We start from the raw sequence: 14598 nt of genomic DNA on the forward strand, positions 1-14598 counted from the left end.
CTCGCATCTCCTGTTGGTGTTATGCCGCCGGGTGGGCCCGGTCTTTGGCTGGTTCCTGATGGGCCGCCAGGGCCTGCCGCGCGATCACAACGCGCTGCACGTCCGAGGCGCCCTCGTAGATTCTGAGCGCGCGGATCTCGCGATACAGGCTTTCGACGATCTCGCCCGAGCGCACGCCGTCCCCGCCATGCAACTGCACCGCGCGGTCGATCACCTTCTGCGCCTGATCGGTGGCGAAAAGCTTGGCCATCGCGGCCTCACGCGTGACCCTCGGCGCGCCCGAATCCTTGGTCCAGGCGGCGCGGTAGACCAGCAAGGCGGCGGCGTCGACGTCCAGCGCCATATCGGCGATATGACCCTGCACCATCTGCAGATCGAAAAGCGGCGCGCCCTGCACCTCGCGTGCGGTGACGCGATCAAGCGCCTCGTCGAGCGCCCGGCGCGCAAAACCCAAAGCGGCAGCGGCGACCGAGGAACGGAAGACATCGAGCACCGACATGGCGATGCGGAATCCCTGCCCCGGCGCGCCGATCATGGCGCTTGCAGGCACCCGGCAGCCGGTGAAGCGCAGCCGCGCCAGCGGGTGCGGCGCGATGGTGTTCAGCCGCTCGACAACCTCGAAACCCGGCAGATCCGGCGTGACGATGAAACACGACAACCCCTTCGCCCCCGGCGCCTCGCCGCTCCGCGCGAATAGCGTGTAGACATCGGCGATGCCACCATTCGAAATCCATGTCTTCTCGCCATCAAGGACATAGTCGTCACCGTCGCGCGTGGCCGTCATGGTCGAATTGGCCACATCCGACCCCGATCGCGGCTCGGTCAGCGCAAAGGCCGAGATCGCCTTGCCACCGCGCGTCAGCGGCAGCCATTCGGCGCGCTGCGCCTCGGTCCCGAACAGCGAAATCGCCCCGGTTCCCAGCCCCTGCATGGCAAAGGCGAAATCCGCCAGCCCGTCATGACGCGCCAGCGTCTCGCGGATCAGGCACAGGCTGCACACGTCAAGCCGCCCGTCCAATGCCCCCGAATGCGCCGCCACCCCGGCCTCGCCCATCGCCGTCACCAACGCCCGGCAGGCCGCATCGGTATCGCCGTGATCGATATCCAGCCCCGCCGCGAAGGCCTCGACCTCCGCCGCCAGCGCGCGGTGCCTGTCCTCAAAAAACGGCCAGTCCAGAAAGCTGCGATCCGCCATTTCATTCTGCTCCAAATACTCGCGGGGGTGCAGGGGGCCGCCAGCCCCCTGCTTCCTCGTTCTCCGGCCTCAGTCCCCTTGGAAAACCGGCTTTTCCTTCTTCACGAAAGCCTCATAGGCGCGCGTGAAGTCCTGGCCCTGCATGCAGATCGCCTGCGCCTGCGCCTCGGCCTCGATCGCCTGTTCCAGACCCATCGACCATTCCTGAGCCAGCATGGTCTTGGTCATCATATTGGCGAAATTCGGCCCCTCGGCGATGCGCGCGGCGAACTCGCCCGCCGTGGCCATCAGCTGATCGGGTTCCACCACGCGGTTGAAGAAACCCCAGCTAAGCCCCTCTTCCGCCGACATCGAGCGGCCCAGATACAAGAGTTCCGCCGCCCGGCCCTGCCCGATGATGCGCGGCAGGATCGCGCAGGCCCCCATATCGCAGCCCGCAAGGCCCACGCGGTTGAACAGGAAAGCGGTCTTCGCGCCCGGCGTCGCGACCCGCAGGTCCGAGGCCATCGCGACAATCGCGCCCGCGCCCGCGCAGACCCCGTCCACCGCTGCGATGATCGGCTTGCCGCAGCCGATCATGGCTTTCACCAGATCCCCGGTCATGCGGGTGAAGGCCAAAAGCTCCTTCATGTTCATCCGCGTCAGCGGGCCGATGATGTCATGCACATCGCCGCCCGAGCTGAAATTGCCGCCATTGGGCGCGAAGATGACAGCCTTGATGCTGTCGTCATAGACCAGCCCCCGGAACCAGTCGCGCAGTTCGGCATAGCTGTCGAAGGTCAGCGGGTTCTTGCGGTCGGGCCGGTCCAGCAAGACGGTCGCGATGCCGTTCTCGGTGTTCAGAAGAAAGTGCTGCGGCATGGTGCCTCCTGTCAGATTTCGCCGCCCGAAAGGCTCAGCGCATGGCCGTTGATCATGCGCGCCTCGGGCGAAGCGAGGTAGAGGGCGGCGCTGGCCACCTCGTCGGGGCGGATCAGCCCGCCGACCGGATTGCCACCGGCGACCATCGCCTCGGCTTTCGCCCGGTCGAGACCCTTTTTTTCCATCAGCCCCTCGATGGCGCCCTGCGCCAGCGGGGTATCGACGAAGCCGGGGCAGATCGCGTTGCAGGTGATGCCCTGTTTCGCCACTTCCTGCGCGACCGACCGCACCAGCCCCAGCACCCCGTGCTTGGCCGAGGCATAGGCGGCGATATTCGCGCCGCCCTTGAGGCTGGCAGTCGAGGCAATGGCAATCAGCCGCCCGCCCTGCCCCATCCCGTCCAGCGCGGCGCGGAAGGTCAGGAACGTGCCGGTCAGCGTCACCGCCAGCGTGCCGTTCCACTGCTCAAGCGAGGTGTTGCGCAGCTTGGCGGCGGGGCCGCCCCCGGCATTGGCGACAACCACGTCATAGGGCTGATCGAACAAAGCGGCGACCTGCGCCTCGTCCGTCACATCGGCCTGCCGCAGGGTCATCGTGAAACCCTGCGCGGTCTCTTCCAGCGCGTCCATCCGGCGGCCGCAAATCGTCACGGCGTCGCCAGCCCCGGCAAAGGCGCGGGCGATGGCGCGCCCGATGCCTGAGCCGCCGCCGGTGACCAGAACCCGCCTCACGCCCGGCCCGGTCATGCGCGGATCGCCTCGGCTTCCCGGTCCGCAAGCCGCCACGACTGATCGCGCCCGGCCAGATAGGGCACCGGCCAGTCTTGCGCGGCGCGGTCGCCGATCCGGGTGGCCTCGTGCAGGGTCCAGTAGGGATCGGACAGATGCGGGCGACCCACCGCCACCAGATCCGCGCGCCCCGCCATCAGGATCGAATTCGCGTGGTCGGCTTCCGAGATATTGCCCACCGCCATCGTGCGGATGCCCGCCTCGTTGCGGATCCGGTCCGAGAAAGGGGTCTGGAACATGCGGCCGTAGATCGGGCGCGCCTCGACCGAGGTCTGGCCCGCCGAGACGTCGATCAGATCGGCGCCCGCCTCGGTGAAGAGTTTGGCGATTTCCACCGCTTCCTCGGGCGTGACGCCCGCATCGCCGACCCAGTCATTGGCCGAGATGCGCACCGACATCGGCGTGCCCTCGGGCACCACGGCGCGCATCACGGCGAAGACTTCCAGCGGCCAGCGCATCCGGTTTTCCAGCGACCCGCCGTATTCGTCCGAGCGCTGGTTCGAGGTGGGCGAGATGAAGGACGACACCAGATAACCATGCGCCGCGTGCAGCTCGATCATGTCGAAACCCGCGCGCACCGCCATTTCGGTCGAGGCCACGAATTCGGCCTTGATCTGATCCATTTCGGCGCGCGTGATTTCGCGCGGCGTGGCATTGCGCTTGGACCATGGCAGGGCCGAGGCCGAGACCAGATCCCAGTTCCCGTCCTTGAGCGGCAGGTCCATGCCCTCCCAGCCGATATTCGTCGAGCCCTTGCGACCCGAATGGCCGATCTGGCAGCAGATCTTGGCATCGGTCTGGCTGTGGACGAAGTCGGTCAGGCGCGCCCATGCGGCCTCGTGCTCGGGGGTATAGAGACCGGGGCAGCCCGGCGTGATCCGGCCTTCGGGCGAGACGCAGGTCATTTCCGTATAGACCAGCCCGGCGCCGCCCTTTGCGCGCTCGCCATAATGGATGAGGTGCCAGTCGGTCGGGCAGCCATCGACTGCCTTGTATTGCGCCATGGGCGACACGACGATGCGGTTCTTGAGCGCCATGTCGCGCAGCTTGAACGGCGCGAACATCGGCGCGCGCAAGGGGGCGTCCGGCGCGGCGCCGGCGGTGTTCTGAAACCAGCGCTCGGCACTTTCCAGCCATTCGGGATCGCGCAGGCGCAGGTTTTCATGGCTGATGCGCTGCGAGCGGGTCAGCAGCGAATAGTTGAACTGCACCGGGTCCAGATCGAGATAGCGCTCGACTTCCTCGAACCATTCCAAGGAGTTACGCGCGGCGGATTGCAACCGCAGCACTTCCAGACGACGCTCGGCCTGATAGCGCTCGAACGCGGCTTCCATGGTCGGTTCGGAATGCAGGTAATCGGCCAGCGCGATGGCGCTGTCGAAGGCCAGACGCGAGCCCGAACCGATCGAGAAATGCGCGGTGGCCGAGGAATCGCCCAGAAGCACGACATTCTCGTGATACCATTTCTCGCACAAGACGCGCGGGAAGTTCATCCACACTGCCGAGCCGCGCAGATGGGCCGCGTTCGACATCAGTTCGTGGCCGCCCAGGTGCGACGCGAAGACCTCGCGGCATTTCTCGACGATTTCTTCCTTGGACATGCCCTCGAAGCCGAACTTCTCCCACGTATCCTGCGCGCATTCGACGATGAACGTCGCGGTATCGGCGTCGAACTGGTAGACATGCGCCCAGATCCAGCCGTGTTCGGTCTTCTCGAAAATGAAGGTGAAGGCGTCGTCGAATTTCTGATGCGTGCCCAGCCAGATGAACTTGCAGGCGCGCATTTCGACATCGGGCTTGAAGACATCGGCATATTCCTCGCGGACGCGGGAATTGATGCCGTCAGCGCCGACCACCAGATCATAATCCTTGCGGTATTCCTCGGCGGTCTTGAACTCGGTCTCGAAGCGCAGCTCGACCCCCAGTTCGCGGGCGCGCTGCTGCAGCAGGATCAGCATCTGCTTGCGGCCGATCCCCGCGAAACCGTGCCCGCCCGAGACGGTGCGCACGCCGTCATGGACGACGGCGATGTCGTCCCAATAGGCGAAATGCGAGCGGATCGCTTCTGCGCTTGGGGGATCGTTGCGCGCCAGATTGCCCAGCGCATCGTCCGACAGGACCACGCCCCAGCCGAACGTGTCGTTGGCGCGGTTGCGCTCGATCACGACGACCTCGTGCGCCGGGTCGCGCAGCTTCATCGAAATTCCGAAATACAGGCCGGCGGGGCCGCCGCCAAGACAGGCTACACGCATCGTTCGTTCCTTGCTGAACGCGGGGCCCTACCGGACCCGATCCGAACGAAGACGTGGTGTCGCCCCCGGGATCGCAGCCCTTGCCCCAGCCGCTTCGAGACTCAGGAAAGCACCATTTCGCCAACATTTCAACATTAAAGTTTTAAACTTGAAATTACGTCTGCGACGTCCCTTTTCCGCTTCTGACTTGAGCAAAGATGCCTTAAGCTTGAACTTTCAGGCTTGAAACGTTCCCGTGGGCATCCCCTTCCCTGCCAACGCGACAGACCCCGCAACCGGAGCCGCAGGATGACAGAGACGCTCAAGGACCCGCTCAGCAAGCGCCGGCTCAAGGCATGGCTGCGCCTGCTCAACGTGACGCGGCAATCCGAGAATCACCTGCGCGAATTCCTGCGCGTGAACCACGCCACCACCCTGCCCCGTTTCGATGTCATGGCCGCGCTGTGGCGGCGGCGCGACGGGCTGACCATGTCGGAACTCAGCCGCGCACTGCTGGTCTCGAACGGTAACGCGACAGCGGTGGTCGACCGGCTGGAGCGCGAGGGGCTGGTCCTGCGCACGCCGGTGGCGAATGACCGCCGGACCGTGCGCGCGACCCTGACAGCCGAGGGCGTCAAGCAATTCGACTCGATGGCCTCGGCGCATGAGAACGAGGTGAACACCCTGTTCCAGCGGCTCGAGGCCGAAGACCTCGATCAGCTGCGCGCCATCTTGCAAAAAGCCGTGGCCGAGCCGGAATAGGCCGCACGTCACCAAATCGGGGCTGCGGATATGCCCGCAATCGAAAAGGAAATGTCCGATCGCCGAAACCGGTCGGCTGGCTCTGTGTTCTGTCGTCGCGTCTAATCGCCTCGAAAGACACTTAGCCAACCGGAGTTCCGCGCCCATGCACACCCTGCTCAAGCATCTCGAAGCCACGGGCGAGCTGCGCCGCGTCACCAAGCCGGTCGATCCCCGCCACCAGCTTGCCGCCGTGACCCGCGCCGTGCAGCGCGAGGGCGGTGAGGCGGTGCTGTTCGAGTCCGTTAACGGCAGTACGATGCCGGTGGTGTCGAACCTCTTTGGCAGCCATGCGCGGCTATGCGACATGATCGGCACCGGCGACAAGACGTTCTGCGAGCGCTGGATCGAGCTGACCGAGGCCTGCATCGCCGCCGCCCCCGGCAGCACCACCCGCCCCGCCACGCCCGAAGAAGAGGCAGGGTTCATCAGCGGCAAGCTGTCGGACCTGCCCGCGGTCACATGGCACGGGCGCGATGGCGGTCCCTATTTCACCAGCGCGATCTTCTTGGCCAACGATCCCGAAACCGGCGTCGCCAACCTCTCCTTCCACCGCTCGCAGCAGATCTCGGACGACGAGCTGCGCGTGCGGCTGGGCGGTACGCATGATCTTGCCCGCTATCAGCTTGCCGCCGAGGAAAAGGGCGAGCCGCTGGAAGCCGCGCTGATCCTCTCGGCCCCGCCCGAGATCTTCCTGTCGGCCTGCGCCTCGCTGCCCTACGAGGCGTCCGAGCTGTCGATGGCCGCGCAGATCCGGGGCGAGCCTCTGGCGATGCGCAAATGCGTGTCCATCGACCTTGAGGTTCCGGCAAGCGCCGATATCGTCGTTGAAGGCCGCTTCCTGCCGCATGAGCGCCGCCCTGAGGGCCCGTTCGGCGAGTTCATGGGCAATTACGTCGAGGTCGGCCCGAACCACGTTTTCGAGGTCACGCATGTCAGCTACCGCAGGGACGCCGTTCTGCACGGGCTGCTCTGCGGCTCGCCCGAGGATCTGCGCCCGCTCGAAGCCGTGACGGCTGCGCGCGTCTACCGGGCCGTCAATGCCTCGGTCCGCGGCGTGATCGATGTCAGCTGCCGGCCCAATGTGATGATCTCGATCATCAAGATCAGGAAAGCCTATGAGGGGCACGCGCAGCACGTCTTCCTCGCTGCGCTGGCCTCGCATCTCGATTACAACAAGGTGGTGATCGTCGTGGACGAGGATGTCGATATCCACGATCTGGATGACGTGATGTGGGCCTATCTGACACGCGGCCGGGCCGATACGCGGGCGATGATTCTGAACGACATTCCGGGGTTCTACCGCGATCCGAAAAAGGACCATTGGGGCCGTCTGTGCATCGACGCGACCATGCCGTGGGGCCGTGAAGAGGAATTCGCGCGCAAATCGATCCCCGGTCAGGACGATATCGACCTGAAGGACTGGCTGGCATGAGCGCGCCCGACCGGCTGATCATCGGCATTTCCGGCGCGTCGGGCGTGATCTTCGGCGTGCGGCTGCTCGAAATCCTCAGCGACACGCCGATCGAGACGCATCTGGTCATGTCGCAGGCTGCAGAGATCACGCTGGCGCATGAAACCGACATGAAGGTCGCGCAGGTGCACGATCTGGCCGACCGGGTCCACGGCGCGCGCGATATCGCGGCGGGGATCTCCAGCGGATCGTTCCGGACGATGGGGATGATCGTCGCGCCCTGCTCGGTCCGCTCGATGTCGGAAATCGCCTGTGGCGTGACCTCGGGCCTGCTGACGCGGGCGGCGGATGTGGTGCTCAAGGAGCGGCGCAAGCTGGTGCTGATGGTCCGCGAGACGCCGCTGCATACCGGGCATCTGCGCACGATGACGCAGCTATCCGAACTGGGCGCGATCATCGCCCCGCCTGTGCCCGCCTTCTACAATCGTCCTGCGAGCCTAGAGGATATGGTCGATCACAGCCTTGGCCGCGTGCTGGACCTGTTCGGGATCGAGACGACGCTCGTCCGGCGCTGGAAGGAATGAGGTGACACGACGGGCGGGACAACGGGCTCCGCCCCTAGTAATCCCACGACTGGTAGTCTTCGCTTTGCGACTTCATCATGTCATAGAGCCACACCATGCGATCAAGATACCAGCTCTTGCCAAGATAGGCCAAAGCGACCCCCAGCACGGCCCCCCAGACCGAGTAATAGACGATTGCCCAGATCGCGATCAGCATCCCGATGGACGAAATCGCGTTGAGAATGCCATAGAGCGGGGTCTTGTGGATGTCCGGAATGTCGACCTTGTCGCGGTTGAGGTAAACGCGCTCGCCCAGAACCGATCGTGAGGCCCAGTTGCGCGTCGATCTGGGCTTGGGAAAGAAGATCGGGTTCAGAAAGACCCAGAGCAGCGACGCAATGCCCGGGATCAGGCACCACCAGCCGATCCAGATCCGGCTCCAGAATGCCAGCACGATCAGCGGCAACACCGAATACCGGGTCCACACGCTCCATGGATTGGCGTGCTTCATCCAGTTATCATCCGTCAGACGGAAGACTTGGGCGACCCGTCTTTCCAGTGTCATCGCGTCCCCTTTCCCGCGCCTTCAGACCGCCTGCCGGAACCCGGTGATGCGGCGCAACAGCCAGAGGATCCGTTGCCGCAATCCGGCTGGACCGGCCATCTCGACATGCCAGAACGCGCGCGACAGGCGGTCTTTCACATCACCGAGAAAAGCCCGCCATTTCGGTGAGGCGTGCCGATATGTCCACGGCTTTGGCATGGGTCGCGTGTTCCTGCGGCGGCGTCGTGCCAAAGTTTAGGGCCCCGGCACCAACGTGTCGAGGCGCCCGCGCCGGCCACGCCCGGCAAGGTCACGCCGGGTCTTCGCCCTTCAGAACCGCCTCGAAAGCGGAAAGCGTTACCTGCGACACGTGGTGTTCGATGCCTTCGGCGTCGAGTTCGGCGATCTCTTCGGGCACGCCCATCCGGACTAGGAATGCCACAACGGTGCGATGCCGCGCGCGAACGCGGTCGGCCAGACGCGCGCCCTCGTCGGTCAGGAAGACCCCGCGATAGGGGCGCGAGGTCGCAAGCCCCTCGCGCTTTAGCCGTGCAATCGACTTGGTCGCCGTGGGCTGAGAGACATTCATGCGCTCGGCGATATCGGCCACACGCGCCTCGCCCAGTTCCGCGGTCAGATCGCCGATCATCTCGACATAATCCTCAAGCAGCGCCGCCGCCTGCGCTTCGCGCGCGCGGGCGAAGCGGTTGGCGGGCGTATCCTTGTCGAGGAAGGTGTCAGGCATGCACGCGCGTCTTTCCTGCCGGATCTCACGGATGTCGGAAATCAAGGTGTATGCCGGTTCGGGCGGCGGGACAAGTTCAGGCAATGACAGTTTGCCTATTGTGATAAGTATAGCTATGGCTATATTTCGTGGCATAGCCCCGAGGAACCTCGCATGCAGACCCTGACCGAGCGCACCCAGGCCGGAATGGCCGCCGTTCTGAGCGGCGATGCCCGGGGCTGGCGCAGTCGCCTACTGTTCGCCGGGCCCGCGATCATCGCCTCGGTCGCGTATATCGACCCGGGCAATTACGCGACGAATATCCAGGCCGGGGCGGGTTACGGCTACCGGCTGCTTTGGGTCGTGGTGCTGGCCAACCTGATCGCCATGCTGTTTCAGGCGCTTTCCGCGCGGCTGGGGATCGTCACCGGCCGGAACCTTGCCGAGATATCGCGCGACCACCTGCCCCGCCCGCTGGTCTGGGTGATGTGGGGCATATCCGAGGTCGCGGCGATGGCCACCGATCTGGCCGAGTTCCTCGGCGGGGCGATCGGCTTGTCGCTGCTTTTCGGCCTGCCGCTGATGGTCGGCATGGCGATCACCGCGATCGTGACCTACGCGATCCTGATCTTCGAAGGGCGCGGCTTTCGCCCGATGGAGCTGATCATCGGCGCGATGGTCGGCGTGATCGGCCTTTGCTATCTTGCCGAGGTCCTGATCGCGCCGGTCGACTGGGCGGCGGCGGGCATCGGCATGATGACCCCTTCGCTGCCCGACAGCGCGGCGCTGACCATCGCGGTGGGCATCATCGGCGCCACCGTCATGCCGCACGCCATCTACCTGCATTCCGGTCTGACGCAATCGCGCGCGGCCGTGCGCGGCGATGCCGACCGCCGGAAACTGCTGCGTTTCTCGAATACCGAGGTGGTGCTGGCGCTGGCCGTGGCGGGCATGGTCAATTTGGCGATGGTGATGATGGCGGCCAGCGCCTTTCATCAGGGCCATTCCGATGTCGCCGAGATCGAGACCGCCTATCACACGCTGACGCCACTACTGGGCGCGGCGGCGGCGGGGATCTTTCTGACCTCGCTGATCGCCTCGGGCATCTCAAGCTCGGTGGTGGGCACCATGGCGGGGCAGATGATCATGCAGGGCTTCCTGCATTTCCGCGTGCCGATCTGGCTGCGCCGCCTTGTCACCATGGTGCCGGCCTTCGCGGTGATCGCCGCCGGTGTGAACGCCACCGACGCGCTGGTGATGTCGCAGGTGGTGCTGTCCATCGCGCTGCCGGTGCCGATGCTGGCGCTGCTCTACTTCTCGTCCCGGCGCGACGTGATGGGCGATTTCCGTATCGGGCCGGTGCTGCGCGTGCTGGCCACGCTGGGCGCCTGCACGGTGCTGAGCCTGAACTTCGTGCTGCTGGCCGACACGTTCGGCGTGCCGATACCGTTTCTTCCGTGACACTCGGTCCGCCCTGCCAATGACAGGACGGACCGGAGGCCGTCGGTTACTCCGCCGCGATGGCGCCGGGAAGGTCGGGCCGGGTGTCGAACGGCGTCCAGTTCAGATCGCCATCGTAACGCCAGCCCAGCCGACCTGCATCGTCCATGGCGATCAGGTGAAGCCAGCCATTGTCGAACAAGGCCCGCACCCCGGGATGACGCCTGAGGATCTCGGACATCGCCTCGCGCGGGGCTTCGACGATCACCGAGAGCCGTAGCGGTTCGTGCTGGAAGCCTGTGCCGTCATGCACCGATTGCCACGGCAGACCCGGACGCGGGGCGCCGTTATTGCCCTCCAGCACGCCGATGCCCCCGACCACATTGTGCAACAGCTTGTTGCCGCCACCGAACAGACCCGGCGCGACGGTCGAGCCGTAATATTGCAGGCTGATCCAGCTGGCCACGACCACGGGCGCGGTCAGGATGAGTTCGAGCACCGCAAAATCCTGGTCACGGCGCCAGTCGTAATCATGCAGGAAGGCCTGCCCCGACAGATCCGCCCCATCGGTCCGCTGACGCGGCGCGACGACGAAAGCGCGGCAGCCCGCCAGACCCCATTCGGGGCGGGTTTCTGCCCAGTTGCGCGCCCGCCCGGCGACCGAGGCCGCGCCTGAGGCGCCCGGCAACCGCTGCGCGCGCTCGGCCCTCGCCAGCGTCCCGGCATTGGCCAGCCACGTCTTCAGCCGCGCGATCGCCTCGGCCGGGGCTGAGGACGGCAGGTCCTGTTCAAACAGGGTGACAGCGTCGGTGGTCGTGTGGTGAAGCGCAGGCAGGAAGACCGTGTCCGCAGGAATGTCGATGCCGCTGTCACGCAGGCCAAGCCGGACCTCGGCATCGTTCAGCAGCCCCGCCAGAAGCCGGGCATTCACATCCCCCGCGAACCCGCCGCAGGCCCCGCATTGCAGCGCGCTTTCATGCGGGTTGTTGGTCACATCGGCGCCGTGACCCGCGACCATCACGATCCGCGCGAAATTCTGCGTCAGCGACATCGCGCCCAGCACCGATTTCGCCATGCCGATCCGGGTGGCAAGGTCGATCGACGGGTCGAGCGCGGGCGCGGGCTCGGCATGGGGTTTCGCACCGAAGCCCAGCGCGTCGCGCACCAGCTTGCCTGCATAAAGCGGCCCCGTCGCCTCGACAAAGGCAAACGACGACACGGCGGCCAGCTTGAACCGGCCCCACGCACGCCGCGCCCGCGCGGTATAGCGCCGCGAAAGGTCGGCGCTTTGCGGCTCGGCTGCCCGCGAGGTCACGCCAGGCCGCAACAGAACCGGCCCCCGCGCTTCGGTCAGGTCCGAACCCGCGGCCCGGTGCGCGCAGGCAAGGCCGAAGAAGCCCGCGAAACCGATCGTCTCGATGCCCTCATCCTGCGCCTCCAGCGCGCGGCGGAAGACCTCGGAACGGACATCGATGCAGAATGCCGCCTGTACTTCGGGCCGGCCCTGCCGCTTGCGGGGCGTGCCCCCGGGCAGCGTTTCTGCGAGCTTGCGCTGCTGGGCGCGCTCGGCGGCCTCTTGCAGCACGGCGTCGATGATCTGGTCGCGCGACGGGGCCAGCGGGGCCTCATGCGCGGCGATGGTTTCGGCCCAGCGTGCGGCGATCCGGTCTTCGTAGCGCGCGAAAAGCGCCTCGTCGAAGACCATGCGGATCGCCAGAAGCTCGGTCACGGCGGTGTCGCGCTCATCCTTCAGCTCGGCCTGCCACAGCAGGTAGCGCGCGTATTGCGCCCAGCCGCCCAGCGTCGTCAGCCAGCGGTGGAACGCGGTCGGCGCGGCGCCGGGCGTTACGCCCAGTGTCTCGGAGGCCCGCCCGATGGCGCGCCAATGCGCCCGGTTGGTATCGGCCACGAAGGCGCAAAAGCCACTCAGGCCAAGGATCTCGGGCGTCAGATCGCGCGCGGCGAAATCCCGCCATGCGCTGAACGCGCCACCAGTTCTGGCCTGCTGCCACAGCGCCTGCCCCTCGTCGAAATGCCCCGCCGCCCAGGCACCGATCCGGTCCTCGATCAAGGCGGGCCAGTCGATGCCCGACACCTCTGCCGCCAGCTCGGCCACGGTGGGCAGAGCCTTGGGTTCGGGCGTGTCGTGGCTCAGCGCGGCCCTGACCTCGGCCAGATCGGGCACATCGCCCTTCATCGCGGCCAGCGTGTCGAGAATATCGGCCTCGATGATCTCGCCCGCCGCGACCCGCGCCGCCCAGTACGAGCGCAGCGGCGTCACGCGGGTGCCGCCGACGCGTGCCAGCCGCGCGGCGGTCAGCGCAAGCGGTTCCGTGGTCTGGCCAAGGAACGGATTGACCGCGACATTCGCCGAGAGCGGGAACAGCGGCGGGATCGCCCTGGCCGCTTCGTTGGCCACGCCCACGAGTTCCAGAAGCCCGCCGGAATAGGTTTCGAGTGTTGCAAACATGGGTCTGCTCCTTTCAGGCTGCAGAACGCCTGGACCAACCGTCCAGAAGCTTGTCGAAGAGCGCGTTGGCATACAGGCCGTTGCTCAGATGGACGCGCAAACCCGCCGCCGCCGGATGCGCGGCCCAGAGCGGGAAGGTCGATTGCGCGACGGCGACGAGGCCGAAACTAGCCAAGGCCAGAACCATCAGCGCCCATTCCAGCGGGCCGGGGCTTGGCGTGGCGGGCAGGCTTCCGGCGGTCAGGGTCAGTGCCACGACCTGCAGCGCGAAATAGCTGACCGACGTCACCAGCGCATAGACCACCATGCGCCGCATCAGCGCGCGGGGGGCGGTATCGGCAAAGCCCTGCGCCAGCAGATAGGCCACCCCGAAGATCAGGATCACGCCCAGCACGATGGCCTGAATGGATTTGCCCTCGAACCCCAGCACCGTCCCCACGGCGGCATAGATCGCGATGGCGATGACGAAAGCCTGCAGCACGTTGCGCACGCTGGGCACGGCGATCGGACCGGGGCGGCGGATCGCGGCGACATTGCGCACGGCCTCGCCCGAGCCGAGGAAGGCATGCGCCTTGTAGAGCGAATGCGCCACGATATGCAGCAGCGCCAGCGGGAACAGCGCCAGCCCGCATTGCATGATCATGAAGGCCATCTGCGCGATGGTCGACCAGGCCAGCGAGGTCTTGACCGCGGACTGGGTCAGCATCACCAGCCCGCCGAACAGCGCCGTGAACCCGCCCAGCATGACCAGAAGCGCCATCACGCCCGGGGCCAGCAGCATCACATCGGCGAACCGGATCAGCAGGAAGCCGCCCGCATTGATGACGCCCGCATGCAGCAGGGCCGAGACCGGCGTGGGGGCCTCCATCACCTCGGTCAGCCAGCCATGGGCCGGGAACTGCGCCGAGGCCAGCACCGCGGCAACGGCGATCAGCAGCGCGGCACCGATGGTCAGCCAGTCGGCCTGAGCGGTGGCAAGGATGGTGCCGATATCGCTGGTCCCGGTCGCCACCGCCAGCGCGATCAGCGCCAGCGCCAGCGCGCCCTCGCTTGACCGCGCGACGAAAGCCTTCTTGCGCGCCGCGCGGCGCGCCGTGGCGCGCCCGGGATAGAACAGAAGGAGCCGGTTCAGCGACAGGCTGGTCAGCGTCCACGCCGCGAAGAGCTGCACCAGATTGCCCGACATCACCAGAAGCAGCACAGCCGCCAGAGTTGCCGCCATCCAGCCCGTAAACGCGCCCTGCCGCGCCTCGCCGTCCATGTAGGTCTTGGTGTAGCGCAGCACGATCCAGCCGATGAAGCTGACCAGCACCAGCATCACCGCACTGACCGCATCCAGCCGCACCGAGAGGCCAATCCCGAAGGCCCCGAGCAGCGCCGACGTGCCGGGCTCATGCGCCACCAGAAGTGCCGCCGACACAACCGACACCCCGAAGGCAAGGAAAGCGGCGGCTTCGGCCAGTGCGGGCAACCGGCCGGGACGCTGCCCCGGATGTCGCGCCGCGAACAGCGCCACCAGCACAAGAATGAGCGGGCTTAACAGGGGCACAAGAAGATAGGGCATGGT

At 66.3% G+C, this 14598-nt stretch carries 12 protein-coding genes; 4 read left to right on the plus strand and 8 right to left on the minus strand.

What is annotated here, in order from left to right:
* Positions 1-19 precede the first annotated feature (19 nt).
* The 4 genes from JI664_RS01340 to JI664_RS01355 all read right to left on the minus strand — a co-directional run bounded on the left by JI664_RS01340 (position 20) and on the right by JI664_RS01355 (position 5096).
* Positions 20-1195 (minus strand): acyl-CoA dehydrogenase family protein, encoded by a 1176-nt coding sequence (locus JI664_RS01340; protein WP_207011903.1) that lies wholly within the window; start codon positions 1193-1195, stop codon positions 20-22.
* Positions 1196-1264: 69 nt separating this feature from the next.
* The gene (locus JI664_RS01345; RefSeq protein ID WP_207011904.1) at positions 1265-2056 is read right to left on the minus strand and encodes an enoyl-CoA hydratase family protein; all 792 of its coding nucleotides are present in this window, start codon (positions 2054-2056) and stop codon (positions 1265-1267) included.
* 11 nt (positions 2057-2067) lie between these two features.
* Positions 2068-2802 carry an SDR family NAD(P)-dependent oxidoreductase gene (locus JI664_RS01350; protein WP_207011905.1) on the minus strand — a complete coding sequence of 245 codons (735 nt, stop codon included), beginning with the start codon at positions 2800-2802 and terminating at the stop codon, positions 2068-2070.
* The gene (locus JI664_RS01355) at positions 2799-5096 is read right to left on the minus strand and encodes a bifunctional salicylyl-CoA 5-hydroxylase/oxidoreductase (protein WP_207011906.1); all 2298 of its coding nucleotides are present in this window, start codon (positions 5094-5096) and stop codon (positions 2799-2801) included. Before JI664_RS01355 ends, JI664_RS01350 begins: the two co-directional genes overlap by 4 nt.
* A 288-nt stretch (positions 5097-5384) precedes the next feature.
* Here JI664_RS01355 and JI664_RS01360 point away from each other — a divergent pair, with 288 nt between their 5' ends.
* The 3 genes from JI664_RS01360 (at position 5385) to JI664_RS01370 (ending at position 7874) form a co-directional block, all read left to right on the plus strand.
* Positions 5385-5837 (plus strand): MarR family winged helix-turn-helix transcriptional regulator, encoded by a 453-nt coding sequence (locus tag JI664_RS01360; RefSeq protein WP_207011907.1) that lies wholly within the window; start codon positions 5385-5387, stop codon positions 5835-5837.
* A 145-nt stretch (positions 5838-5982) separates the two neighbouring features.
* On the plus strand, positions 5983-7311 hold the full coding sequence (locus JI664_RS01365; RefSeq protein WP_207011908.1) for a UbiD family decarboxylase: 1329 nt from the start codon (positions 5983-5985) through the stop codon (positions 7309-7311).
* On the plus strand, positions 7308-7874 hold the full coding sequence (locus JI664_RS01370; protein WP_207011909.1) for a UbiX family flavin prenyltransferase: 567 nt from the start codon (positions 7308-7310) through the stop codon (positions 7872-7874). The genes JI664_RS01365 and JI664_RS01370 overlap by 4 nt, the downstream gene beginning before the upstream one ends.
* Before the next feature lie 34 nt (positions 7875-7908).
* Here JI664_RS01370 and JI664_RS01375 read toward each other — a convergent pair whose 3' ends face one another.
* Both JI664_RS01375 and mntR read right to left on the minus strand, forming a co-directional pair.
* Positions 7909-8418, minus strand: a complete 510-nt coding sequence (locus JI664_RS01375) for a DUF6653 family protein (protein ID WP_207011910.1) — start codon at positions 8416-8418, stop codon at positions 7909-7911.
* A gap of 289 nt (positions 8419-8707) precedes the next feature.
* Positions 8708-9166: a manganese-binding transcriptional regulator MntR gene (gene mntR, locus JI664_RS01380; RefSeq protein WP_414707704.1), complete on the minus strand. Its 459-nt coding sequence runs from the start codon at positions 9164-9166 to the stop codon at positions 8708-8710.
* 129 nt (positions 9167-9295) lie between these two features.
* On the opposite strand from mntR, the gene JI664_RS01385 reads away from it, so the two are divergent.
* Entirely contained in the window at positions 9296-10582 is a 1287-nt protein-coding gene (locus tag JI664_RS01385) for an Nramp family divalent metal transporter (RefSeq protein ID WP_207011912.1), read from the plus strand.
* Positions 10583-10628: 46 nt separating this feature from the next.
* Here JI664_RS01385 and JI664_RS01390 read toward each other — a convergent pair whose 3' ends face one another.
* Both JI664_RS01390 and JI664_RS01395 read right to left on the minus strand, forming a co-directional pair.
* Positions 10629-13031: a YbcC family protein gene (locus JI664_RS01390; RefSeq protein ID WP_207011913.1), complete on the minus strand. Its 2403-nt coding sequence runs from the start codon at positions 13029-13031 to the stop codon at positions 10629-10631.
* A 13-nt stretch (positions 13032-13044) separates the two neighbouring features.
* The gene (locus JI664_RS01395; protein WP_207011914.1) at positions 13045-14595 is read right to left on the minus strand and encodes a proton-conducting transporter membrane subunit; all 1551 of its coding nucleotides are present in this window, start codon (positions 14593-14595) and stop codon (positions 13045-13047) included.
* Positions 14596-14598 lie beyond the last annotated feature (3 nt).

This window comes from Rhodobacter sp. NTK016B (genome assembly GCF_017303295.1).
Lineage (GTDB): Bacteria > Pseudomonadota > Alphaproteobacteria > Rhodobacterales > Rhodobacteraceae > Pararhodobacter.

Coding starts and splice junctions, on each gene's coding strand:
- JI664_RS01340 (WP_207011903.1), bottom strand. CDS start 1,195: ATGGCGGATCGCAGCTTTCTGGACTGGCCGTTTTTTGAGGACAGGCAC.
- JI664_RS01345 (WP_207011904.1), bottom strand. CDS start 2,056: ATGCCGCAGCACTTTCTTCTGAACACCGAGAACGGCATCGCGACCGTC.
- JI664_RS01350 (WP_207011905.1), bottom strand. CDS start 2,802: ATGACCGGGCCGGGCGTGAGGCGGGTTCTGGTCACCGGCGGCGGCTCA.
- JI664_RS01355 (WP_207011906.1), bottom strand. CDS start 5,096: ATGCGTGTAGCCTGTCTTGGCGGCGGCCCCGCCGGCCTGTATTTCGGA.
- JI664_RS01360 (WP_207011907.1), top strand. CDS start 5,385: ATGACAGAGACGCTCAAGGACCCGCTCAGCAAGCGCCGGCTCAAGGCA.
- JI664_RS01365 (WP_207011908.1), top strand. CDS start 5,983: ATGCACACCCTGCTCAAGCATCTCGAAGCCACGGGCGAGCTGCGCCGC.
- JI664_RS01370 (WP_207011909.1), top strand. CDS start 7,308: ATGAGCGCGCCCGACCGGCTGATCATCGGCATTTCCGGCGCGTCGGGC.
- JI664_RS01375 (WP_207011910.1), bottom strand. CDS start 8,418: ATGACACTGGAAAGACGGGTCGCCCAAGTCTTCCGTCTGACGGATGAT.
- JI664_RS01385 (WP_207011912.1), top strand. CDS start 9,296: ATGCAGACCCTGACCGAGCGCACCCAGGCCGGAATGGCCGCCGTTCTG.
- JI664_RS01390 (WP_207011913.1), bottom strand. CDS start 13,031: ATGTTTGCAACACTCGAAACCTATTCCGGCGGGCTTCTGGAACTCGTG.
- JI664_RS01395 (WP_207011914.1), bottom strand. CDS start 14,595: ATGCCCTATCTTCTTGTGCCCCTGTTAAGCCCGCTCATTCTTGTGCTG.